The 24123-nt window shown below is 68.6% G+C and carries 14 protein-coding genes and 2 pseudogenes; 6 read left to right on the top strand and 10 right to left on the bottom strand.

From position 1 onward, the window contains the following. Positions 1–220: 220 nt before the first annotated feature. Positions 221–799, top strand: a complete 579-nt coding sequence (locus ACWDZ7_RS40240; protein ID WP_451803720.1) for a hypothetical protein — start codon at positions 221–223, stop codon at positions 797–799. Between the two features lie 229 nt (positions 800–1028). Here the strand turns inward: ACWDZ7_RS40240 and ACWDZ7_RS40235 are convergent, their stop codons facing one another. The 4 genes and pseudogenes from ACWDZ7_RS40235 to ACWDZ7_RS40220 all read right to left on the bottom strand — a co-directional run. Further along, a complete protein-coding gene (locus ACWDZ7_RS40235) occupies positions 1029–1511 on the bottom strand; it encodes a hypothetical protein (RefSeq protein ID WP_451803719.1) in 483 nt (160 codons plus the stop codon). A gap of 100 nt (positions 1512–1611) precedes the next feature. Continuing rightward, positions 1612–8181, bottom strand: coding sequence for an RHS repeat-associated core domain-containing protein (locus tag ACWDZ7_RS40230; RefSeq protein ID WP_451803718.1), 6570 nt, complete (start codon positions 8179–8181; stop codon positions 1612–1614). A gap of 179 nt (positions 8182–8360) precedes the next feature. Then, entirely contained in the window at positions 8361–12098 is a 3738-nt protein-coding gene (locus ACWDZ7_RS40225; protein WP_451803722.1) for a LamG domain-containing protein, read from the bottom strand. Between the two features lie 886 nt (positions 12099–12984). Next, positions 12985–13604, bottom strand: a pseudogene (locus ACWDZ7_RS40220) (helicase associated domain-containing protein); the annotation flags it as partial. Positions 13605–13765: 161 nt separating this feature from the next. Here ACWDZ7_RS40220 and ACWDZ7_RS40215 point away from each other — a divergent pair. After that, on the top strand, positions 13766–13954 hold the full coding sequence (locus ACWDZ7_RS40215) for a hypothetical protein (protein WP_451803717.1): 189 nt from the start codon (positions 13766–13768) through the stop codon (positions 13952–13954). Positions 13955–14041: 87 nt separating this feature from the next. Here ACWDZ7_RS40215 and ACWDZ7_RS40210 read toward each other — a convergent pair whose 3' ends face one another. The 3 genes from ACWDZ7_RS40210 to ACWDZ7_RS40200 all read right to left on the bottom strand — a co-directional run bounded on the left by ACWDZ7_RS40210 (position 14042) and on the right by ACWDZ7_RS40200 (position 15883). Then, positions 14042–14566, bottom strand: coding sequence for a hypothetical protein (locus ACWDZ7_RS40210; protein WP_451803716.1), 525 nt, complete (start codon positions 14564–14566; stop codon positions 14042–14044). Next, entirely contained in the window at positions 14458–14928 is a 471-nt protein-coding gene (locus ACWDZ7_RS40205) for a hypothetical protein (RefSeq protein WP_451803715.1), read from the bottom strand. Before ACWDZ7_RS40205 ends, ACWDZ7_RS40210 begins: the two co-directional genes overlap by 109 nt. Before the next feature lie 601 nt (positions 14929–15529). Next, the gene (locus ACWDZ7_RS40200; RefSeq protein WP_451803714.1) at positions 15530–15883 is read right to left on the bottom strand and encodes a hypothetical protein; all 354 of its coding nucleotides are present in this window, start codon (positions 15881–15883) and stop codon (positions 15530–15532) included. On the opposite strand from ACWDZ7_RS40200, the gene ACWDZ7_RS40195 reads away from it, so the two are divergent. The 3 genes from ACWDZ7_RS40195 (at position 15859) to ACWDZ7_RS40185 (ending at position 19146) form a co-directional block, all read left to right on the top strand. After that, positions 15859–16284, top strand: a complete 426-nt coding sequence (locus ACWDZ7_RS40195; RefSeq protein ID WP_451803721.1) for a transposase — start codon at positions 15859–15861, stop codon at positions 16282–16284. The two genes, ACWDZ7_RS40200 and ACWDZ7_RS40195, sit on opposite strands and share 25 nt — an antisense overlap. Before the next feature lie 321 nt (positions 16285–16605). Next, positions 16606–17667 carry a hypothetical protein gene (locus ACWDZ7_RS40190; RefSeq protein ID WP_451803713.1) on the top strand — a complete coding sequence of 354 codons (1062 nt, stop codon included), beginning with the start codon at positions 16606–16608 and terminating at the stop codon, positions 17665–17667. Between the two features lie 834 nt (positions 17668–18501). After that, positions 18502–19146 carry an esterase/lipase family protein gene (locus ACWDZ7_RS40185; RefSeq protein ID WP_451803712.1) on the top strand — a complete coding sequence of 215 codons (645 nt, stop codon included), beginning with the start codon at positions 18502–18504 and terminating at the stop codon, positions 19144–19146. Between the two features lie 162 nt (positions 19147–19308). On the opposite strand, the pseudogene ACWDZ7_RS40180 reads toward ACWDZ7_RS40185, so the two are convergent. The 3 genes and pseudogenes from ACWDZ7_RS40180 to ACWDZ7_RS40170 all read right to left on the bottom strand — a co-directional run. Next, positions 19309–19997 (bottom strand): annotated as a pseudogene (locus ACWDZ7_RS40180) (IS3 family transposase); the annotation flags it as partial. Between the two features lie 199 nt (positions 19998–20196). Beyond that, positions 20197–21540, bottom strand: a complete 1344-nt coding sequence (locus ACWDZ7_RS40175; RefSeq protein WP_451803711.1) for an FAD-dependent monooxygenase — start codon at positions 21538–21540, stop codon at positions 20197–20199. Positions 21541–21635: 95 nt separating this feature from the next. Further along, the gene (locus tag ACWDZ7_RS40170; RefSeq protein WP_451803710.1) at positions 21636–23099 is read right to left on the bottom strand and encodes an MFS transporter; all 1464 of its coding nucleotides are present in this window, start codon (positions 23097–23099) and stop codon (positions 21636–21638) included. An 85-nt stretch (positions 23100–23184) separates the two neighbouring features. On the opposite strand from ACWDZ7_RS40170, the gene ACWDZ7_RS40165 reads away from it, so the two are divergent. Next, positions 23185–23751, top strand: a complete 567-nt coding sequence (locus ACWDZ7_RS40165; protein WP_451803709.1) for a TetR/AcrR family transcriptional regulator — start codon at positions 23185–23187, stop codon at positions 23749–23751. Positions 23752–24123 lie beyond the last annotated feature (372 nt).

Genomic DNA, 24123 nt, shown 5'->3' with positions numbered 1-24123 from the left:
CCCACCCCACTCTGCCCCACCCCCCCCCACTCCCCAACCCTCACGAACCGCGTGCCGCGCTGGTGGTCGCCCAGGACCAGCCCCCCGTGCCGGGGGTCGACCCGCGGCACGGCGAGCTACCTCAAGGACCCGCTCCATGGAGATGATGGCAACCGCGTCCCAGTCCTGACCGCACGGGATCCACTGGGTACGGTTCAGCCCGCCCGCCCACCGCGCGCGTTTGCCGGTGCTGGGCTGTGCGAGATCGGAGCGCCGCGCTCTGCAGCGCCACGACGTCATCACCGGCCGGTGTGATGACTCTGCCGCCGAACCGATCTCCGTCACCATCTTGCAGCGCGATCTGTGGTTGGCCCGCACCGGCTTCCAGGCTGGGCACTTCGCCCAGCTTGGGGTGCAGATTCCCCAACTGCTCGTGGACGCGACCCGGGCCGCCGAACGCCACCAGGGCGACGACCAGCTTCAGGCGTACCGGCGACTGTCGCTGACGCTGGAGCTGACCGAGGCCGCCGCGATCAAATGGGGCGACACCGAACGCGCCGTCGTGGCTGGCCACCGCGCGGTCGCCGCCGAACGTTCCGAAGACGCCGTCATCCTGGCGTCGGCGGCCCACCACCTGGCCGATGCGATGACCAACCACGGTCAGGCCGCGGCCGCCGTCGCCGTCGCCGTCGCGTTCGTCACGGCCGCCGCCCGCCGCCTCGAAGCCGACCTTCTCCAGCGCGGGGCCGAAGGACTCACACACAGCACTGTGTCGGTGAGCTCAAACAGTTCGTGCCGCCGGGCGGTCAGGCACTTGTAGAACTCGCTCCGGATTCCTAATGGTGTTTGTCAAGCTGCCAGGGCGATGGGCGGCACGGGCTCGTAGCACTGTCCGTCGCATAGGAGGGCCCAGAGGACGTTGACGCGGCCAAGAGCGTTCTTCGGCGTATCGGTGAGTTGATCAACAATGACGGCTGCCGTGCACATCTGCGTGTCCACCGATCCTACGAATGACCGGCGTGGGCCCGCGTCAAAACGGTAGGACAAGCTCAGAGCCCTGCGAGATCGCGCAGTTCGCTCAGGGCCGGGTTGTCGCCCAGGGGCGGATGGTGGTTCACCAGGTATTCGATGCCCCTCGTGATGAATGCGCGCGCCGCTGTGGCGTACTCCTCGAGCAGGCACCGGGGAGGCACGGACGGTGCGCGGTGTGAGGAGGTGAAGCGGACTTGGTCCGCGTCGAGTGCGAGGCGGATCACGTAGGAGTTCTCGGTGAAGTCGATTTCCGCCGAGCCGCTCGACCGCAACTCCCGCAGGGAGTGGGCCAGGGTGAACATGATGTCGAGCAGCGGTGTCGACGACGCGGACAGGAAAGCGTGGGAGCCCACCCGGAAGTCCACCGGGTAGTCGAAGTATCCGTAGCGCAGGTTCGTCGCGCTCTGCGTGGCGAGGTCGATGCGCCCGGCCTGCCAAGCGCTTTCGGCGCCTGCGGGGATGTCCCGGGCGCTGTCGGGTGTGAAGTCGATCGTCAGCACGTCTTGTCCTGTTTCCTTGTGCTTGGTTCCGAGTGCCACCGGGAGGGCACCGGACGCGGAGGGGCCTCAGGCCGCCTCCGCGTCCGGTGCCGGGTCCGGCTTAGACCGGGTGGGCGGTGCGTAGGGACCCGTCCGGGTTGAGGATCACCTTGATGCCCGTCGAGATACCTCCGCCCTCATTCTTGGAGAGGCGGCCGACCACGTTACCGGGGCCGAAGTTGTACTCGTAGACGGTTCCGTCTCGGCCCTTGGTATTGGGCATCGCCTTTCCGTTTCCGACGGCCTCCTGGATCCGTTTCTTGAGCTTCTCGCCCTTGACGAACTTTCCTTCGAAGACCCCCTTGCCGTCGGGGTCGGCGGAATATCCCTTTCCGCTTGTCCGGTGCCTGTCCAGCACATGCGCCCAGCCGTCGTACTCGGGCGTGGACCACTTCACGATGGGCCGGGCTCTGGCGGCCTTCGCGACGTCCGAGACCCGTTCCAGGTCCTTGAGCTGGTCCGGCAGCTTCAGGGCGTCCCCGACGAGGGGGATGAAGCCGAGGATGCCCAGGGTGGTGCCTGCTTTGTCGCCTTCCTCGGCCGAGCGCTTGACGTCATAGCCGTCGCAGCCCGTCCCGAGGACCGGGATCCAGCCGCAGCCGATCAGCAGCAGCTCCTTGACCATCTCCGGGTTGCCCTGTTCCCCGATGAGGCCGGGGCAGACGGGGTAGCCGGATCCGGTGCCGTTGCAGCTGTTGCCGGTGTTGGTGTCGCTGTCCGTCATGGGCGGCGCGCCACCGGTGGTGACGCACTGGTTCATGCCCATGGCGTAGTAGCACTTGGTCGTGCCGGTGCTGGCGTAGGTGGCGGTGCCGCCTCCACCGCTGCTGCCACCCCAGCCACCCCAGCCGCCGCCACCGCCGCCACCGCCGCCGTAGGAGAGGACGGCGCCGACGATGGCCAGGGCGGCGCCGACCACGCCACCCATCACAGCGCCGACGAGCCCGAGGAGGCCGCCGATGCCGCCACCCTTCTTCAGGCCGGTGGGGTCGCTGTAGGTGACGGGGCTGTTGTCGGCGTAGGCGTATCCGTTCAGGGACTGGTGCTGGTCCAGGGAGAGCACGGGGTCGACGCTGACGAACTGGCCGATGCCCGGGTCGTACTCCCGGGCCCCGATGTGGGTCAGGCCCGTGGCGGCGTCGGCCGGCTTGCCCAGGAAGCCCTTGTCGTCCGGCCATGCGGTCGCCTTCGGTCCGCGCGAAGCGCCGAAGGGGGAGGTGTAGCGCTTGACGACGGCGAACGTGGTGGCGTCTATCGCGACCGAGGACGTGCCGTGGTGGTCGGCGGCCAGGAAGCTCAGCTTGCTTCCCGAAGTGCCGCTCACCGCGGTCCGGCAGGCGATGTTCTGCCCGTTGGCGGCGTAGTAGCGCGTGCCGGACAGCGTCTTGGCCGTGCCCTTGACGCTCAGGCGGATCTCGGTGGCGCCGAGGTAGAGGACGGTGTCGCCGTCACCCTTGGCGCGCCGGATGAGCAGTTCGCCGTCGGCGTCGTAGAGGTAGGTGGTCTCGGCTGTGCCTTCGGTCGTCTTGACCAGTTTGCCCTCGGCGTTCCAGTCCAGGGACTGCTGGGCGGTCGGGCCGGGCCGCTTGGTGGTGTTGCCGGTCTTGTCGTACTCGTAGCCTTTCTCGGTGCTCCCGGTGGTGGTCTTGGTCAGGGGGTGCGGCTGGTTGGTGGGGGTGTCGCCGTAGGTGTAGTCGGTCGTGGTGGCGCCCGAGGCCGTGTGCTTGGTCTCGGTCTTGCGCTGTCCGGCCTCGTTGTAGGTGTACGACGTCCAGTAGGGCGCCGCGCCGTCGATGTTGGACTGGGTGCGCCCGGCGGCCGCGCAGTCGGGGGTCTTCGGCGTCCATGCCTCGGTCAGGCGGCTGTGGCCGTCGTAGGCGAAGCACTGGTGGTCGGGCTTGGTGGTGCCGCCCTGTGTCGTCTCGTCGAAGATCGACGTGACGTTGCCCGCGGCGTCCTGGGTGAACCTCAGCTCCTGCGGCATGTAGCCGTGCACGTCGTCGGTGACGTAGGAGCGCACCAGGCGCCGGGTTCCGGCTTCGTAGTCGTAGGTGAGGTAGGTCTTCTTCGCGGAGCTCGTGCCGTCCGTGCCGAGGCTGAGCTGGCGCAGGTCGCCCTGGGGCGAGAACGCGGCACCTTGGAGGTAGCCGGTCGTGCCCTTGGAGGTGAGCTGCTGGCCGGTCCCGTTGTAGGTGTAGGAGACCGTCTCGGCGGGCAGGCCGCCGACCGCGGGCTGTGATGCCTGGGAGACCATGCCGTCCAGGCGGTAGCCGGTGGAGAAGGACAGTGTCTGCGGGACGCCCGCCTTGACCAGTTCGTCATCGGCGGGAAGCTGCAGCTGGCTGCTCTCCACCTGGTACTGGGCCGAGTACTTGGTGACCTTGGCGGTGTACGCCTTGCCGGTGAGGCCCCCGTCGTAGCGGGAGGCCGTGTCCTGCTGCCCCTTGGCCAGGGTGTCGAAGGTCCAGGCGGCCAGCTTGTTGGCGTCGGACTTGCTGGTCTTCCACAGGTCGGTCCGGCGGCCCAGGTCGTCGTACTCGGTGAGGAGGACGCGCCCCTCCGAGTCCGTGGACTTGATCTGCCGGTCCAGCGTGTCGAACTCGGCGGTGGTCGTGCCCGTGTCGGGGTCGGAGGTCTTGCTCGGGCGTCCGAACAGGTCGTACTCGTAGGACCACTTGGTCTGGTCCGGCCCGCGGACGGTCTTCTGCCGGCCGCCCGGCGTGTAGGTGTAGACCGTGTCGGTGTGGGCGCCCTCCGGCTTGGGACTGGCGTACTCGCGGCGCTCGGTGGTCTGCCCGAGCGCGTTCATGACCACCGCGGTGGCCTGGCCGCCCGTCGGCGCACTGCTGGTCACGGTGTCACCGGTGTAGGTGTTCTCGACCGTGTAGCGCGTGACGTTGTAGTTCTTCGTCGCCTCCTTCAGGGCGCGGCCGGCGCCGTCGTAGGTGGTGTCGACCTGCTGGGGCGCCTGTCCGCCGTCGACCTGCACGGCGGTGCCGGACGGCGCGGACTTCTCGTCCCAGATGTCTGACTGCCGTGAGACCGCCAGGCCGCGCGAGTCGTACAGGGTCTGGCTGATCAGCCGTCCGCCGACCGGAGTGGGCGCCTGTACCTGGCGTGTGCGCAGCAGCGAGTCGAAAATCTCGTACGTGGTGTTGTAGCCGGAGCCGTCGCCCTTGAGCGTGCTGGTCGACACCCACGGCATGGCCGAGTTGGTGACCTTGTAGGCGTAGGTGTGGTTCGGCGTCTTGCCCAGGGCCTTGGAGCGGTTGGGCAGCCAGACCTTGGTGAGTCGGCCCAGGCTGTCGAACTCCGATTCGCTGATCTTGTTGTTGGCGTCGGTGACCTTGGTGGCGGAGCCGGTGCCGATGTCCACCTTGGTGCTGGTCTTGAACTTCTTGGCGTCCAGGACCGTGGTCGCGGTGAGCGGACCCGCCTCGGCGGGGACGTAGGTGGCGCTGGTGGTCGGCAGGTTGTTGGTGTCCGACACGATCAGGGCACGGCCGAGCGGGTCGAAGGTCGTGCTGGAGACCTTCTGCCAGGCAGGAGTGGAGCCGGAGTAGGACTTGGCGCGGCCCGTCCACGCGGCGTTGCCCTTGACCGGCTTCTGTGTCGCGCTCCAGCCGGTGGCGGCGGCGTTGTCGTAGACGATCGCGGTGTCCTCGACGACGTCCCCGGGGCGGGAGCTGTCCGCGGGCAGGTCGAGAGCCGAGTCCTCCACCGAGCAGAGCTCGGCCACCTTGCGGGTGCGTGAGACGAGGGCGTTGATGCCGTTGTCGGCGTTGCGCGCGTACCAGCTGCGCGTGCAGGTCTCGTCGCCGCTGACCGCGAGGTCCCCCTTGTCCTCCACCGTCTGCGGCAGGCCGTAGTCGTCGAAAGTGGTGGCGGTGGTGCGGACGCGGTCCTTGGCGGTGCCGCCGGTCGTGATGTTGGTGCGCTCGTGGGTGACGCCGGTGCGGACGTAGTACGCCTCGGTGTCGGCGTAGGACTTGTGCTGGGTCGCCGTGCGCTTGGACCAGGGGTCGGCGATGGAGCCGGAGACCTCGGCGGTGCCGTTGTAGGTGACGGTCTCCCTGACGAAGCCCGCGTACTGGTCGGAGTCGGTGATCTCACCGGCCTTGATGCCGGTGACCTTCGCGGTCTTGCGTTTGTCGGGGTCGGGGGTCTTGCCGTCCGGGCCCAGGACGCGGTCGCCGTTCATGCCGCGCAGGTAGACGGTGACCGTCTTAGACTGGGTGGTGTCGCTCGCGCCTGTGAGGTGCGTGACCTTCTCGAAGCCGCGCCACAGGGACCAGGTGCGTTCCTTGGCCGGGGTGAAGGGGTCGTCGTTGTAGTGCCAGGCGCCGCCGCCGGTGTACTGGTAGCTGTGCTGGACCGCTTCGGCGCCGCCGAACGGGTCGGTGGTGGAGACGGCGCTGACGGGATACTTCTGGAACCAGTCGAGGATCGGTTCCTTCTCGCCGTTGGGGGACCAGTACACCGGGTAGCAGCGCTTGGTGTTCTTGTCCGGCTCGGGCATGGTCTGGCCGTGGACGCAGTCGGCCTCCATGTAGGAGACGATCGTCTGCGCGCCGGCCTCGGAGGTGATGGTCCTCAGCCTGGGCTTTTCGAAGGAGAGGATGTCGTCGGAGGGTCCGTCGACGCGGTTGGGCCTGAACTCGTGGGTGAAGGTCACCGGGTCCATGGCGAGGTCGGTGCCCCGCTTGCCGGTGTGCGTGATCGAGTCCAGCCACAGCGACTGGTCGGTGGAGTCACCGGTGTCGCCCGGGTCCAGGTAGAGCTGCTTGAAGGACCAGCCGTCAATCGCGGTGTAGTCGGGTGTCGTCGCCGCCGCGTCCCAGGCGTACGTGGTGACGCCGGTCATCCGCTTGCGGGTGAAGAAGGAGGGGCCCACGTTCCCGGTGCACTTGTCGTCCTCCTTGCACACGGCGTCGTAGGGCACGTCGGGCCAGTTGTCCCGCTTGTCCTCGGTCAGCGCGTCACAGCCGGTGCCGCTCGCCAGGCAGCGCTCCGCGTAGGAGAAGACCACCTTGTCCGAGGCGGCGGGGGTGGCGGAGAACAGGGCACCGGCGCGCTGGCCGTAGCGGATCTCCTTCAGGTAGCCGCCACGGGTGTAGGCGGTGCCGGTGTTGTCGTCGCCGAGCTTGTCGTAGTGGTTGGTCTCGTCCTCGTACCAGTAGGTGGAGGAGTTGCCGTGGGTGTCCTCGACCAGGTCGAGGTTCCAGCGCCAGGCCTGCTTCTTGTCACGGCCCGAGAAGCTCGAACCGTCGGCGTAGCCCGGCTCGCCCTCGTCGTCACCGAAGACCGGGACGGTCCACACGGACTTCGTGCGGTCCTGCGCACCCGCACCCGGCAGCTTGTTCAGGCCGAAGGAGTAGACGGTTCCTTCGCCGGTGGTGACGGTCCAATACTCGCCGTTGTCGTCGCCGTTCTCGGCTCCGGTGTGGCGCACGACGGTGGAGGCGTCGTCGCTCTTGAGGCGCCACTTGCCGCTGGTGTCATCCTTGACCAGCTCTGTGGCCTTGCCGTTCAGTACGATTGAGGCGTTCTCGTACTTCCAGCACAGGTCGTACTTGTCGTCGTGGCCGTCCTCGTCGCACGAGCCGTACTGCCGCTCGATGTAGGACGAGGTGATGTCGAAGCCCTCGCCCAGCGCGGTGCCCTGGTTGTTCGTCGTGGCCGTGCGGCCGTCCACGCTCCCGGAGTCGTAGGAGATCTCCAGCTCCGGCTGCGGGCCTGCCGCGGCCGGCGGGACCCGCAGCGGGTAGGACCAGGTGAAGGTGCCGGACGAACCGCCCGCCTCCCAGGTCGAGGAGGCCGCGAGCGGCGTCGCCTTCAGGTCGCCCGCGCCGGACTGGGAACCGGCCGCGAGCGCGAGGACCATCGTCTCGCCGCTGCCGGCGGAGCGGGCCGCGGGCGCGAAGTCCAGTGGTGCGCTCAGCTCGTCGGCGCCCCGCTTGTTGGTGGACGCCAGCGGCGCCCTTGCGCGACACTTGGCCGCCGCAGGGTCCTTCAGCGCGCAGTCGGGCAGCTGCTGGACCTGGAGCCGGCCCGCCCAGTCGGCGCCGTAGGCCGAGGCGATCGCCGAGTAGTCCAGGCCCAGTACGGCCCGCCCGCCGGTCTTGGGGCCCGTGACGGTCAGGACGACGCCCTTGATGCCCAGCGCCTTGGCCGTCTTCTGGTCCTGGACGTCCACCTGGATCTGGCCGGTCGCCCGCTTCTTGCCGGCGGGCGCCTTCAGGGTCAGCGGCAGCGAACCGGGCTCGGCCTTGGCCTCGCCCTTGGTGGGCAGACGCAGCTTCGCCGAGCCCTTGTCCGGCCAGTTCACCGACCTGCGTTGGTCGGCACGGGCGCGCTTGGCAGCGGCCCGGTCAGCGGCCTCGCCCTTGCGCACCGTACGAGCGGCCTTGCTGTTGGCCTTCTTCGTCAGAGGCGAGACGTCGGCCGAGCGCGCGTCCTTCAGACTCGGACGCCCTAGGGGGTCGTCCTTGTCCAGAGCGAAGGCGGCGGGTGTCAGCAGACCCGGCAGCATGGCCAGGCCCATGGCGAGCGAGGTGCGCCGCATCCAGCGGCCGCCCCCGGTATCGGTCCGGCTGCTTCGTGGCAGCCGGTATCTACCCAGTGGGTTCATGTGGGTGTTCTTTCTGCATCCGGCCGAGAACCGGGTGCCTGGCGGCCCCCGCGGTACGGGGGTGGGGAGGCGTGGGGGGATGACAGACCGCGACCGGGCAGCGAACGCGTGGCCCGTGGGCGCGGGTAGGACCGTGCCGGGGCCGGGCACTGCGGCCCGGACCCGGCACGGCAGGGGGGTCAGAGCGTGTGTGCGCCCAAGACCTGTGAACTGATCTGGTCGGCGCTCATCGCCCCGGTCCAGACACGCACTTCCTCCAGGGATCCGGGCAGGTAGTGACCGGTGCTGCCGCCCTTGCTGCCGCGGCCCGCACTGATCGTTCCCGCGCCCTGCTGGGCCGCGGTGAACCCGGAGTCGCCCTCCGCGAGCTGGTCGAACCCGCCCACGTACAGGTGGAGCCGCCCGTAGCGGGTCTGCGTGGCGGACGCGTCGTCCGGTTCGGCCGGTTCCCAGGGCTCCTGGGCGTCGAAGACACCGGTGACCTGCACCCAGGTGTCCACCTCGGCGATGTCACCGCCGGGGACCTCGGCGCTCTGGGTGACCTTGCCGTCGCTTCCCAGCGCGGTGCGGGTGAACTTCCACTGGTAGACGCCGTCGGCCGGTTTGACCACCCAGAGCGCCCACGAGGACTCACCGCTGCTGGCCTGCTGCCCGGCCACGTGGGCCTGGTAGCCGACCGGCTTGGCCGCGAGTTTCGCCGAGTCGAGCTGCACCCGGGCGGTGGCGGTGAAGGAGCCGGACTCGTCGGTCACCGGGCCGCTGCCCGAGGCGTGGCCGGCCACGCCGTCCAGGACCAGGGCGTTGTTCTCCGCGTCGAGGGCCGCTCCGGAGGCCGACAGCCTCAACGGGTTGACCGGGTAGGAGGACAGCTCCTTGATCTCGGTGCCCGCGGAGGCCGCGGCGTCCCAGTGCGCCACCAGCTCGTGCTGGGGCACTCCGTTCTCCATCAGCTGTGTCTGCTCCGCGACTTCGTCCTCGGAGAGCGCACGCTGCCACACCGACACCTCGTCGAGACGGCCGCGGAAGTTCTCCCCGTAGACGCCACCGACGAGCGAACGGCCGAACTGCAGGCCGCCGGAGGAGACCCACGGTGTGTACGCGGACGACTGGGCGTTGAGCAGGACCGGCTTACCCTGCGGCCGACCGTTGACGAACAGCTGGATGGTGTCATTCGTCTTGTCGGTGTCGCGCTTGGTATCGAAGACGCCGGCCAGGTGCGTCCAGACCTTCGTCGGCGGCTCACCGGTGTCGGAGAGGGCCCGCAGGTAGGTCTGTCCGGTCTTGACGTCGGCGGCGGTCCGGTTGAACACCCACTTCTTGTAGGAGGCCGAGTAGTACAGGGTGAACGCCGAGGCGTTGGTGCCCGGGGCCGCGAGCACCACACGCGTCTGGGAGGTGTCGGTCAGGTAGGCCCACGCGGAGATGGTGAAGGAGTCCTTGGTGTTCACCGCCGGGGCGGCCGTGTCCGCGTACGCCTTCTGGTTCTCGGCGACCGTGCTGTCCATCCACAGCGAGTAGTCCGCGTCGCCACGTCGGGCCAGCGTCGACCAGCCCGCGCCGGCGGTGCGCAGGGTGGCGTCGTGCCGCGTCCCCTCGGTGGCGGTGTCCTTCGCGACCGTCACATTTGAGTCCGGAGCACCGTCATCGAAGTGCCAGACACCGGAGGGCCCCTGGGCGGGGGCGACCTTGAAGGTGAACTCGGACGGTGCCCCCCACCGGTTGCGGACGTCCCTGGCCTCGACGGACAGCACCTGGGTGCCGGCCAGTGACGGCGTCACACTGTTCACCGTCGCCGTGGAACCGTTGACGGTCTTGGTCTCCTTGGCGGACGTGGTCAGCAGCCGCCAGCGGTAGCCGGCGATGTCCTTGTCCGCCGCGTTGGGCTTGAAGGTGAAGCTGCCGGGGACACCCGGGCCTCCCTTGCCGTCACAGACGTTCGCGGTGCACGCGGTGTACGGGCTGCCCGCACTGATCACCGGGGCCTTGGGCGCCGTGGAGTCGATCTTGAAGTAGCACCACTTGGAGTACGGGGAGAACAGATCGCCCGACTTGCCGCCGTAGGACCAGTGCGACTGCGTGCGTGACTTGAGCCGGTACAGGCCGCCGTCCGCGCGGTTGGAGGTGCGCATCTTCTCCAGCGTGCCGTCCGGGTCCCAGCCGGAGTCCGGCCGGTATCCGGACCACACCTCGTGCCAGGCGGCGTCGTCACCGCGCTCGACGATGAACTCCGACTGCAGGGAGCCCTCTTCGTCACCGGCGTTGTGCTCGATCTGCGTCTGCACTCGGGACTGCACCATCGGGTCGAGCCGGGTGACGATCAGCGGGTCGGACGAGGACGTCTTGCAGTACGCGGTGGTGCCGTCCCCGGGGATGACGCCGACGTCGGTGGGCACGCCCGGCTTGTACGCGTAGTTGACCTTGAGCTCGGCGTTGTCGTCGAACCGCTTCCAGGCCTCGGGGTCACCCTCGTCCTTGGCGCGCAGCATGAACGTCAACCGGTTGATCTTGCCGTCGGCGAACTTGCGCACCACCGACGCCAGGTTCTCGTCCGGCTCGTCGGGGTTGTCATTGAACTCCACCCAGGCGTTGGGCTGGTCGGGGCTGCAATTGCTGCCGCGCCCCGCGGACACCAACCGGTCACCCATCTGGTCGAGCTGCTTCGGCCCCGGCCAGGTGGTGCCTTCGGAGATGTTGTCGGTGCGTTCCAAGTCGACCCACTTGGGATCACAGGAGAACGACCAGGTCTCGTACGCGCGGAAGGTGGCGTCGAGGATGTACTTGCCCGCGAGCTTCGACGGCGAGAACTCGAAGTACATGCGGTTGGTGTAGTTGCTGCCGCAGTAATACGGGCCGGACACGCTGCACCGGCCGACACCGTAGTCGCCGTCGAAGTGCCAGAACTTGTCGCCGTCGGAGGACAGCACGGTTCGCTCGGACACCCCGAGACCGAGCGACGGGTCGATGTACACGGGGTACACCGTCTCCTTGCCACGCAGCAGGTCGAGGTCGGGCTTGACGGAGACCGTCTCTTCGTCGACGTGCACCGGCATCACGGCGCTGGCGTCGCCGGCGCGGGGCTGGGTGCCCTCCTCGACCGGGGCGTCGGGGGCGGGGTCCGCGGGGCCCGCGGCGGCCGTCGTGTCCTTCGCGGACGTCACGCCCTTCGCGCCCGCCGTGCCCGTTTCGTCCTTCGCGTCCGCCGACAGCAGCTGAGGGCTCGGTCCCTCGCTCTGGCTCGCGGAGTCCCACATCTGCCCCGCGGCGCCCTTGAAGACGGCGTTGCCGTCCTGGTCCAAGGCGCGCAGGCCGCCGCCCGCGCCGCCCACGAGGTCCAGGTCCTTCGCCGTGGCGGTCAGCTTGATGTGTTCAAGGGCCTCGTTGGAGGCCGCGTCCGCGGACTTGACCACGAGCACCTCGCGATAACCCTCGGAGGTGGCCGTCAGCTCCAGGTCGACGCCGTCGAAGACTTCGGGATAGACCGCCTTGGCCCCGTCGAGCCGCGGCTCGGGCAGCTTGTCCGGCCAGCCGAGGCGTACACTGCCCTGCTCGGTGCCGAGCCGGATGAGACCGGCGCCCTCGCCGCCGCCGGAGAACGACAGGTCCACCACGGCCGATTTGGGCCCGATGGTGCCGTCCGTCCGCTTCTCCAGCGTGACGTCCACCGCCTGCCAGTCGCCTTCGTCATCCTTGACGCGCTGCGGCGTGGCGGACTGCGTGTAGGTGTAGGACCCGTTCGGGTTGGCCACCGTGGTCGAGTACGCGGTGCGCTCACCGGTGACCTCGACCGGTTCGCCCGTTTCCGCGGCCTTTGCTGTCGCCCCCTGGTGCGTCGCAGTGGAGTTCCCGGCGGACAGCGGGGCCGCCTGAGCCTCCGACGCGGTGGCCGTCAGCGCCGGTACGGCGGCGAGCAAGGCCAGCGCCGTGATCCCTGCGGTGATTCCGCTTACCTCTCTCCCAGCTCTGCCCGATCTGCGTCTTATACGCCCGGTGAACGCAACGTGCCTGCGTATCCGCACTTTCCCCACCCAACCCCACGTGATCTACAAATGTGCTGGGACAGCAAATAGAGTTCCGGTACGGAAGTCAAGAGGCGGCCGGAGCACCGGCGTTCGGGCAGTGAACAAGAGGGACATGTCCGGCGGCCCCGGGTCGTGTCCGAGCCCGTCACCGACTACATCCGCCTCGGGCACGCCATCACCGACGCCCACCTCCGCGTCGGCCACATCGCCTTCCTACGCGAAGCGGGAGTCACCGTGCTGCTCGGGAAAGGCGGCTTCGTGCCCACAAGCCCAAGCGCGGCGATCTCGACGCCTCCCCGTGGCAGGCCGCTATCGACGCACTCCCCGCCTGATCACCCTCCATCAGATGCAGGGCGGGACCCGAAAGCCTCCCGGAGTCCGCAGGGGCATCCCAGGAACCAGGGCTTACACGCACACCAGTACGATGCCGTAACTCAGAACCCCACGGCGTCGCACTCAAGTGCGTGCAGGGCCTGGGTGCGGTGCCGCTGGCCCGGGCAACGGAGGACGCCGGACCGCTAAGCGCACCCGGGTCCCTGTCTGCCACCCGACCGGGGGCCTATGCGATCAAGGGGAATTGATCTTGCGGACGGCCGACCCTCACCACTGTCGTGGTCTGCTCGGAGTGGCCCGTCCAATGACCCTGCGACCAACACCATGCTCCAGAGGGAGAGGAGGAGGGGGCAGTGCAGCCGGAGAACACCGCCGGGAATCTGCTGCACACCTGGCGGCATGAAGCTGAGCGACCTCGGCCCGCTGATGGCACGCCGCCAAGACGGCGGCCTCAGCTTTGACCGCTTTCGCGCCGACCCTGCTCCCGTAGTGCGGCGTGCTGTTCCGCGCTGAGTTTGTCGCTTCGGCTCTTGATGTCGGGGATCCATACGCCCAGTTTTACGGTCACCGGCTTCGTCTGGTCGTCGACTGTGATTTCCTCGGCGTGGCCGCGCGGTACAGGCCGGTGGGCGCCTTCCCGCTCGACCCACTGCGCGAGGGCGGTCAGGCCGGGCTGGAACGCCTGCTGTGCCTTGCTCGGCTTCGCCGTGCGCGCGGCTGCCGGGGCGGGAGACGGGGCCTGGTCGGGCCGCACGCCCAGCTTCGACAGCCGCTGCTGCTGTTCGGTCGACAGCTGCGCCAGGTGCCCGGCTTGCGCTGCTGCTGGAGCCACTTGCCGATGTCGTCGCCGTCCATGAGTACGCCGGGTGCGATGTCGGGCAGGTGGCTGTCGGCGTCGACCAGGTCGGCGAGGACCCGGTAGTGGCGCTGACAGTTGAGCGGCCAGGGGCAGTCCCAGTCGGGATCGATTGCGGCGAGCTGCACCGCACGCAGTTCCGCCCGTTCGGGGTCTTTGCCCAGGCTGTTCTTCGTGCCTTTGCGGCGGAGGTTGGCCATGCGCTGGCCGACCGGTCCCGGCGCCGTCGGCCCCAGCAGCAGATTCACGATGAGGACAGACCGCACCGCGACCCGACTGGTCTCCGCCGCGGTACCGGTGTGGCGGAGGCCCTGGAAGGGGCGGACTAGCGCTGTTGGCCCGACGCGCGGCAGGCGGCGAGTACTACGGTGACTCGGTGACCACGGTGCTCTCCGAACTCGTCCGGCTGCCTGCCGACCGCACGGGGGAGTGGGACGCCACCTTCGAGGAGGCCCTTGCCCTCCCGGTAGGAGACCTGCTGGTCATGGACCGGGTCACCCCACTTTCCCCGCCCAGACGCATCAGCAGCCCTGAACGCAGCCGCCGCGCACCTGCCCCTGGCTGAGCGGAGAGCCGGCCGGCCGAGGCGTCATCGCCTGTCGTCCCGTTCTGGCCGTTTCCGGGCCCCCTGGGCCTGGTGTCGGCGCCGAGGTCACGAGCGGCGGAAGCCGCGAGCGGCGTCGCGGGCCTGGCTGGGGCGGAAGGGCACAAACCACTGCGCAGCGGCAGGGTTGGCCACGCCGAGGGCCTGGTCGATCTCGTTGCCGCTGTCCTCAATCCCGTCCAGGGAGGCGTCGAACAGCATCAGCACGTCACGGTCCTCGAACAGCACGCTCGAGCACCAGTCCCAGTCGAAGTCCCGGCGGTCCTCACCCAGACCCTCCACCGTTTCGGCCACCAGGCGCGGCCGGTTCCGCGTCAGCGACTTGGCCCGGTCGATGCCCAGCTGCAGGGCCATCTCCTCGCCGGTGCAGCCCGGGCGGACGGCGCCCGTCTCGGCGAGTTCGGCGGCCAGGTCGTCGAAACAGCGGGCCATCTGCCGCCGCCATTGCTGATCCTGGCGAAAAGTCAGCGGCGGCAGCAAGCCAAGGACACGGCCCTCGCCGCGCCCCACAGGCGCGTCGCCCACGGCGGCGACGTCCTGCCAGATCTGCTCGGACAGCTCCTCGAGCGCCACTCGCAGCACCGCAGCCGTCCGCGCGGTGAGCTACTCATCCTTCTCGCCGTCCTCGTCCCAGCCGTCACCGTCGTCGTCTTCTTCGTCCCACGTCGCCGGCTGGCCGTGGCGGGCGAGGGGCCGTGGCGGTCGAGGGAACGCAGACGGCTGCGTAGGCGCTGCGTGGCCTCTTCGGGAGCGGCCAGGGCGTTGTCGATGATCTGCAGCTCGTCGGAGAACTCCTGGGCGCTCGGCAGCGTGCCGGCCTCGGCGAGCAGGGCGGAGGCCGCATCGGTGCAGGCGTTCTTGCCGGGCAGGACCACGGCGAAGTAGTTGTCCGTCAGCCGGTCGACGACGGCGGCCACCACCACGGCGACGACCACAGGGTCGGCGAAGGCCTCCTCCGTGTGCAGCCGGTCGACGATCAGGACGCCGGAGGCCGACTCGTCGAACTCCTCGAACTCGTGGGTGAACCGGCCTTCCTCCGTCCACGAGCTGGGCGGCCACCAGAGCGGGGAAGGACTGCTCGTCGGCCATCCGCTCGCGCAGGTTGTCGCTCTTCCAGTACAGGCCGCGCACGGCCGTAAGGCTGCCCACCGGAGTGCCGCCCGCGGTGATACGGCACCTCCCAGGCCTGCACCCCCGCGGCAGGGTCCAGCAACTGGTGGGTGTGGTGGAGTCGAGCGTCAGCTGGGCCAGGTCCGCCCCCGCTGCCGCCGGAGTCGGTCGACTGCTCAACGTGCTCCCTCAGCGCCGCCTGCGACGGCTGCGCACCAGCGCAGTGGCCGGACGGCGGCCATCTTCTAGAAACGTGCATCGCTCATCACTGGCCCTGGACGCGCGACAGCGGCCGGATGCCCGTTGCGAGGCAGACCGGCGGCACAGCCCCGCCCTGCTGGCCGCCGGGCCGTGTCAGCCGTCATCCGGGTCCGAGGCCATGATCTCTGCCAGTTCCTGGGCAGGCAGGGGGCCCACCCGGCGACCTCATCCAGCGCCACCCCGGCGGCGACGGGCCGCGGTGGCGGTGTGCACGAGGGCCTTCTCGATCAGGGCGGCACTCTCACTGAGATGCTTCAGCAGGGTCCGGGCCACCTCGTCGGTGGTGCCGCTGTGCACGCCGCGCAGCTCCACCAGATGCTCACCGGCCTCCTTGACCAACTGGGCGATGTGAAAGCGGTGTTCGGCGGACACGGTGGCCCGCCATGAGGTGCCCGAGCCGCGTCCGCCGGTGCCTCGGCCGCCATGAGGTGCCCGAGCCGCGCCCGCCGGTGCCTCGGCCGCCATGACGCGCAGCTGCCCGGCCATCGTGGCGGCTGCAGCTCCCTCTGCAGCCGCCACGGATCGTCCCTCCACCCGGGCGGCCCCCCTCCGCCGCGGCCGACGTCAACGACGTTACCCAGACCCTCGCCCTGGTCGACGGCATCCCGCCTGTCGCGGGCCGCCCCGGTCGGCCACGCCGACGACCCGACGCCCTACCCGGCGACAAGGGCTACGATTCCAACGCACACCGTGACGAGCTGCGTCACCGGCGGATCTGGCCCGTCATCTCCCGCAAGGGATCACCGAACATCAAGGGCATCGGCAAGCTCCGCTACGTCGTGGAGCAGACCTTCGCCCTGCTCCACCACTTCAAACGCCTCGCCGTCCGCTGGGAACGTCGCGCTGAACTCCACGACGCCTTCACCTCTCTGGCCTGCGGCCTGATCTGCTGGAGACGCCTCAAGAAGCTCAGATCATGATCGTGTCACGAGCTCTAAAGCTCGGCGCCGAGCTGGTCGTCATCGGCCTTCGACACCGCCGCCTGCAGGTCCGCGGCGGCCAGGCGGTGCAGCGCGTCGCGCACGGCCGTCAGCGCGCGACGAGAGCGCGGAGGAGGCTCGCCGGCTGGTGCTCCACGCGCCCGCACTCGACGGCCACTTCTGCGCGCTGCACGAGCTGTGGGCCCGACCGGTGCCGCCCACGCCGGAGGAAGAGCGGGAGCTGATGGCCCGCTACGGGATGGAGCGCGTAGCCGCCCTCGCTTCCTTGACGCAGTCACGCGGCGGGCAGAAAATGCCCCCATGCCCATGCGTGCACGGGTGCAGAACAAGGTTGTCGCGAGGCGCATGCGCCGCTTCTTTCAACAGGTGAAACCTGGTCCGCGTGACCCGGGCGAGATCGCGGTGCAGTACGGGCGGCACCTATGGGATTCCGGTGCGCACAGCCTGGTTGATGAAAAGAAACTCTCTCGATCCCGGTTCTACGTCGGACTGTCCGTCGAGGGCACCGGCTTGACCGAGTTCACGAAACGCGCCGTGCTCATATCGGACACGCTGCTCCTGTCGCATGATGGACATTCGGAGTTCCACGAACTGGGCAGCTACGCCACCCCCACCACCGGGTTCGACATGACCTCCGCCTTCTCGTCCGCCGCGGTCGATCCCTTCACGCTGCGCTACGGGATGCGCTGTCCCAGTCTTCCGGTGCTGGGCCAGTGGATACTGGACGCCGAGCCACTGCTCAGAGCGGGCCTTGCCTGGTACCTCCCGAGCTATTTGACCATCACGCGCGCCGAACCCGGGGTGCCTCGACCAGTCGGGGCCATCGATTACCTGATCCGGGACGGCAGGGTCATCGACGCCTCCGGAGGCGAGCCCGTAAAGAGCCGGCTAGTGCGGCCGATCTGTACTATGGAGCTGCCGTTCATCGACGGCGTCGGCCTCGCAGACTTCGGCCAGATCACGATCGATGAATTTGATTCCTATTCAGCATTTCGCGACTTCCTCCGGCTCAGCTTCCTGAATATCGACGACGCCCTGAATGACACCCAGTCGGACCGCGAACTGGTCAAGCTCGGCTTGGAGATCAAAGACCAGGTGCGATCTGTTCGATCGGAAATGAAAAGGATCAAGGGGCAGAGAGCTGTGGCCGCCAGTGGCGCTGTCGTCGCAAGCATCTCGGCGACGCTTGTGGCCGTATACGGCCCGGCCCTCCAGTGGGTCCTCGGAGTGGTCGGCGGAGCGACCCCCGGACTATGGGGAATGCTTCAGGCCGGCGGGGACCACAGCACCCGGCCGCTGCGGGAGGACAGGTGGCATTACGTCTGGGCCCTGTCGAAGAAGGCTGACCGCAACACTCTCTGATCCTGCATCGCGCGCTTCCGCGAATGATCGCCGTCAACCCCACTGCGGCAGGCCACCGGCCGTTGGCCCGCATGGGGCCGCTCAACATGACGGCAGAACTGGTGGCCGAGGTCGGCTACGCCGCTCCGGCGCGGCGCCAGTGCGGCCCGGGCTGCGAGCGAGTGGCCGGCGGCGCACTTCGGCACGTTCGATCTGCTGAGGCTGAGGGCTGGTCGTTCTCCGCCGGGCGGGGCAGCCGGGAAACGCGAACGCGCCGTGATGCGCGGGGAGATCACGGCCGAAACACCCGCTCCCCACCCCAGGCTCCAGGTGGTGGCCGGACTTGCCACCGGCCGGAGGCGTCCCGGGCGACGTCGACGCCAATCGGCGCCTGGTGATCCGGTTCCTCGTGCGCCGGTTCCACTGTGACCAGCCACGTTCCACACGGACTCCAGCGTCGCCCTGTGCCTCCGGGACGGCCACCCGAACGTGTCCGTCCCGGCAACACGAGATCCCGTTCAGCCGGAAGGCCGGTCGGGATCCCGGCGTTTGTGGAGTGTGTTCTGGGTTGTCGTGTATCCCGGGGCGCCACCCCGCACGCTGGCATCGCGCCCGGCCCGACCTCTCCCCGCCGACCTTCCCCGCCTCACGCCGCTGCCGCTCCTGGTCGGCCGAGGCAGCCGGTCACGCGGCCTGGACGGCTCCCCGGGCGTGGGCCAGTCCCCAGTGATTCGGCACGGACGCGGCGCCCCCGGCCGACGCCCAAACGGCTGAGCGCACGCTGGTGCCCGTCCGCGGCCGGGCCACCCACCCCAGTCCCTTCTCCTGTTTGGCCATTGGTCAGGGCCTTAGCACATGGTCGGCTACTACCGGGGCGATGTGAACTGCGACGTCAGGATCGCCACGGACGACAAGAACCTCCCCATCAAGGAACTGGGGAAGCGGCTCGCCTGGGACATCTACGAGCGTTACTCCAAGAACGGCCGGTCGGTCGACCTCATCGGCCACTCCATGGGCGGTCTTGTCGCCCGAGCGGCCCTCACCGGAGTCGAGCAGCGGCTGAAAGAGTGGCCGCCCTACCTCTACGTCGAGGACGCGGTCACCATCGTCACTCCGCACAACGGCCTGCGGCTCGCGTACTTCTGCGGTTGGCCGTTCGAGGGCACGCAGCAGTGCCGGGACATGCGGCCGGGGTCCGACTTCCTCGACTGGACGGGTGACAACCCTCAGTCGACGCAAGGAACCGACTGGACCCTGATCGGCTCGGCCGACGACCTCGCCGTCCTCGGGTCCGCCATCGGCATGGAGGAAGCGGATCACCGGGTGATGTATTACCGGGGCAACGGCTGGAAGCACGCCGACATCAACGAGAAAACCACCGGCACCTACGAGATGGAGTACCGGAATGAGCCCGGCGACGGGCTGTGGTACTACGACGCGGACGGTGCGGCTCCGGCCCGCGTCGCGATGAACGCGGCCTACTGGGCGCGTAACTGGTAGGCCGAGAGGCCGGGGGCCGGGTACACCGAGTCCGGTGTACCTGGCCGTGGGCGATCGGCTGTCTTGAGGTTGATCCCGGGGAGTGGACACCATGTTGCCGGTTGTAGAAGGAAAGTCAGCGGAACCCTGGGAAGAACGACTCGGCGAGGGCGTTGTCGTAGCCTCGATCGCGTCGGTGACCAGTGAGGTGCGCATGTGGTCGGCGATCGACCAGCCCACGACCTTCCTCGAGCAGGCGTCCGCGGTGAAGTCGCGCATCACCAGGTCCGGCGCGGGCGCCGCGGTCCTGTCAGCGATCGTTGTCCGCTTCTTCTTCCGCAGGTGGCGGCCGACGATGTGATTGGTCCGCGTCAGCCGGGTGACGCGCTTGCGGTTGATCCTGTGCCCTCTCGCCCGCAGCTCGGCATGGACGCGCGGAGCGCCGTAGGCGCCATAGTGCTCGGTGTGGATAACGCGAATCTCACTCACAGTCCGCTTCTCCTCGGCCTGGCGCTCGGCACGCGCCTGCTCGGTGGCCAGATGCCGGTAGTAGCCGGCGCGGGACGCCCCGAGCACCCGGCAGATCCGCTTGACGCCGAAGTCGGCGCGGTTGTCGGAGATGAAGTCCCAGCGGCGGGATCCCACTTCACCTCCCGAGCGAAACAGGCGGCTGCCCGGCGTAGGATCTCGCGCTCCAGCCGCCACTCCTGCTCGGCTTTGAGCAGCCTGGCGTTCTCAGCCCGCAGCCGGCCCAGTTCCTCTGCCGCACTGTCGCTTCCGGCGCGGCCCTCGGGCACCGCCTGGACCTCGTCCTTGCGGACCCACGTCCGCAGCGACTCCGCGGTGATACCGAGATCCGCGGCCACGGCGGCGCCGCTTGCAGGCCGTGGTGGGGCGGACGGTCACGGCGGCATGCCCGGACGCCCGTTCGCCGGACCGAGACGTATCCACGAATATCTCCGCCGGGAACAGCGCACCACGATGCCCGGCCAGAAACGCGAACACACTCCCCGCCGGGATCGACTCCCGCAGCTTTCCCACACGTCCTGCCCGCCCCTCTGCCTGGCCCGCTCACCCCTCAACTCCTCGTCGCGGTCGGTCCACATCGGTGACGAGAGTGGTAGCTGGAGTGGCGTCCTGGCCGGCACGTTCATCGCGGGCGCGTGCGTCACGATCGTATTCACCGTCACGGTGTGGGCCTGCAGCACTGATCCGTCGACGGGGTCTGTGTTCGGGCAATGTGAGGGCTGTGTGCGCTGGACGCCCGGTCTCTGGTGGCAAGGCGGTGAGGCCGCGAAGTTTGTTGTTGCGTTTTTCAAGGGCTTCGGCGCTGGTGGGTAAGAGCGCTGCGTCGCCTTCACCGACCTGTGCCTGGTTCAGTTCGACGAATCCGCGGATGTCGCGTTCGTAGGCGGCGAAGGCCGCGGTGTGGTCGCGATGGGCGGCCAGCGAGTTGGCGAGCATGTAGGCGCCGATGAGGGCGAGGCTGGACCCTTGCCCGGTCAGGAACGACGGGGCGAAGGCGGCATCGCCGACGAGCGCAACCCGGCCGCTGGACCAGCACGGCATGCGGACTTGGCTCACGGTGTCGAAGAACGCGTCATTCGCGTCGCGCATGGCGGCGACCATGGCCGGGATTTCCCATCCATCGTCGGCGAAGGTGGTGGCGACGAGGTCGCGTCGTGCCTCGGGGTCGCGGAGGACCTCGTACGGTGGGTCAGGGTGAGCGAAGTTGAGGAACGCGTGCAGCTCGTTGCTGTCTCTGACCGCGTAGAGCGCCGCGGCCCTTCCGGGGGTGTTCCAGATCAGTGCTTCATGGGAGAGCCCAAAGGTGTTGGGCATGGCGAATATGGCGAAGCAGTACCCCAGATAGCGGTGGAATTTCTGCTCGGGGCCGAATACGAGTCCTCTGGTACGCGAGTGCATCCCGTCCGCACCCAGGACCAGGTCGAAGCTGCGCTGGACACCGCTGCGGAAGGTGACGTCGACACCGTGCTCGTGTTCCATGAGCGCATCGATGGAGTCGTCGAACACGAACTCCACCTCGTCACGGACGGCCCCGTACAGGACTTCTGCCAAATCCCCGCGAGGCACCTCGACGTCACGCCCCTCGACCCCGCCCGTCACCGCCTGTGGATGAACCACCGCCGCCTCACTGCCATCGGCATTGAGGAAGGCCAACCGGCGCGACTCGATATGCGCTTCCCGGAGCTGCGGCAGGATTCCCATCCGGCGAGCCACCTCCACCGCGGTGCCACGCACATCGATCGGGTACCCACCGTCCCGCGGTCCGGTGGCCTTCTCCACCACCGTCACCGCGAATCCATACCGGTGCAGCCAGAACGCCACGGCGGGACCCGCGATGCTCGCGCCGGAAACCAGGACCGTATCTTTCGATGCAGTTCTCATGCCCATTCGTCAACCCCTAAGTCCGTCAGCTTCGGAAACCGACTCGGATTACCTTGTACGCCAGGAAACTGTCGGTTTGTTTCCATCTCTTCAGAGGTCCATCACACCGCGTCCCGCTCGAGGCCGAGCGACGGCGCGTTGCGGCTGAGGCGTGTGCTTTGCACGAGCCTGACGGCCAGCACCGCGGCGATCGCGAACGCGCCGGAAGCGATCGCGATATAGCTGAATACGCCCGTGGCCGAGTTCGTTGTCTCGCCGTCGACGACCACGGTGGTCGACTTGAGCACGGCCGCGCCCACGAAGTCGAGCACCACCGCCCCGATCGAGACCATGACCATGACCAGGCTGGACACGATGCCCTGCCGTTCGGGGGACGCCAAGCCGGCCGCCATGTTGAAGCCGGAGGTCCCGAGCGCTCCTACCGTGACACCCAGCAGGAATCCGCAGCAGAGCGCGGCGGCGAGCTGGGAAGCCCCGAGGAACATCCCGAGGGTCACCACCGTGCCGAGCATGACCGCCCCGGCCAGCGTCGAGGCCGGTCCGATGCGTGCGGCAAGCCATCCGGCCGCCGGACCTCCGAGCGTGACGCCGACTCCCGGCGCCGCGAGCAGCAGTGCCACTGATCCCTGGTCGGCCAGTCCGTACCCGAGTTGCTGATCCGCCGAGACGTCAGCGATGAGAGAGACGAGCTGGAGCATGCTCTGGTACGAACCGGCTGCGAGGAAGACGACGAGGAGCGTGAGCGCCAATGGCCCGCCGATGTCCCTGACGTCGATCAGGGGGTCGGGCTTCCGGCTCGACACCAAGTACCACCTGGCCAACGCCGCGACACCACCGACGAGGAGAGCCGGCGGGCCGACGGCGAGCCAGCCGAGCTCCGAGCCCAGACTGACGTAGCCGAGCACCCCGGCGAGACCTCCGCCGAGGAGGAGGGCGCCGCCGACGTCGATCTTGCCTGGTGTCCTGACCGGGGATTCGGGAACGACCTTGCGCACGCAGATCGCCATCGCGGCCGCGACGAAGGCCGATCCGAGGAACAAGATCTGGAAGCCGAAATCCGCGGCCAGTTCTTCGATGAGGAAACGGGACGCGATGTTGAGCACCGCGGAGCTGGAGGTCACGATGCCCACGCTGATCATCGCGATACGGGGCGCGCAGACACCTCGAACGATCGCGACGGATAGGAAGACGGTGGCCAGGGCCGCTCCCTGCAGCATGCGCCCCGGCACGAATAACCAGAGGCTGGGGGCCACGGCGCATAAGAGGGCGCCCGCGCAGCTGAGGAGCAACGTCAGCACGAGCACCCTGCGCTTGCCGTAGATGTCGGCACTCTTGCCGAGCAGGGGTGCCCACAGCACTCCCGCCAGCATCGCGGTGGCGTTGACCCATGCCGCCTGGTCGGTACCGAAGTGGTCGAGCATCTCCGGGAGGACGACCAGCGGCGCGGTGATGGCCGAGTCGACCACGAAGTTCACCATGGCCAGGACAGCCACCAGGCCGATGAGCCGCCCGTTCCATCTCGTGTGCAGTCCGGCGGCTGTGCTTCCGGTCCTGGGCTGCTGCATCAGGGCTCCTTAAGATACGTTTCAGTTTCTTATTTGGCAGCGTAGGGTAGGTCGATAAGAAACGTCAAAGGTTCTAAGGGGTGTTGTGGGACGGCGGCGCGGCGAAGCGCTCGAGGCAGCGATCCTCGACGCGGCCTGGGACGAGTTGAGCGAGCGGGGGTACGCGAACCTGACCGTCGACTCCGTCGCCCGGCGAGGCGGCACCAGCAAACCGGTGCTCTATCGGCGCTGGGCGGACAAGCAGAAGCTGGTCGAGGCGGCAGTTGTACGCCGCAATGTCAGCCAGCTGATCACCCCGGCCGACACTGGGTCCCTGCGCGGCGACCTGATCGCCACCCTCACCGAGGCGAGCGAGAAACAGGGGCCGTTCCTCGCTCAGCTCAGCCTGCTGCTCGCCGGGTACTTCGCCGAGACCGAGACCAGCTTCGCCGAGCTGCGCGAGATGATCGTCGCCGGACGCCGCTCCGGACGCGACGAGATCATGGAGCGCGCCATCGAGCGCGGTGAGATCGACCCGGCCAAGCTCACGCCACGGATCGCCTCACTCCCCTTCGACCTGCTTCGAGGCGAGACGATGATGACGCTGCGGCCGGTCGCGCCCGAGGTGATCGAGGAGATCGTCGACACGATCTTCCTCCCGCTGGTCCGCTAGAAGGCCTGTGAAGGTCCTGGGGTTTTGGTTCCGTTACGTGAGCGGCGGGGCCGGACTCGTTGTCGCGGTGATGGGTGAGCGGGCCGGACAGCGGGCCAGGCCACCGCCGACAGATGGAAGGCCATCGCGCCGTTCTCCTACGGCTGCTGGGGCCTGGCGGCTCAGGCCCATCAGGCCGCCAGGGACGAGCGGATGAACACACACAGAGACCGTCGCTGCCTTCGGTGCAGAAGGCGCTTTCACCCCGGACATCACCCGCACCACACTCGCGCCCATTCCTTTAACTGGCTCTAACAAAAGCTGTTGATCAAGTGACTATCGGCTTGGTGGCTCGTTGGTCAGGTCATGGCGAAGCGTCAGTCGCGGCCGTGG

This window comes from Streptomyces sp. NPDC003032 (genome assembly GCF_053591415.1).
Note: the sequence above shows the minus strand (reverse complement) of the source record. Positions and strands in the feature narration are given on the sequence as shown.

Excerpts from the sequence above, each read along its gene's own strand:
- ACWDZ7_RS40175 (WP_451803711.1), bottom strand. The coding sequence starts at position 21,540 with ATGGGCATGAGAACTGCATCGAAAGATACGGTCCTGGTTTCCGGCGCG.
- ACWDZ7_RS40230 (WP_451803718.1), bottom strand. The coding sequence starts at position 8,181 with ATGAACCCACTGGGTAGATACCGGCTGCCACGAAGCAGCCGGACCGAT.
- ACWDZ7_RS40190 (WP_451803713.1), top strand. The coding sequence starts at position 16,606 with ATGCCCATGCGTGCACGGGTGCAGAACAAGGTTGTCGCGAGGCGCATG.
- ACWDZ7_RS40170 (WP_451803710.1), bottom strand. The coding sequence starts at position 23,099 with ATGCAGCAGCCCAGGACCGGAAGCACAGCCGCCGGACTGCACACGAGA.
- ACWDZ7_RS40185 (WP_451803712.1), top strand. The coding sequence starts at position 18,502 with ATGGTCGGCTACTACCGGGGCGATGTGAACTGCGACGTCAGGATCGCC.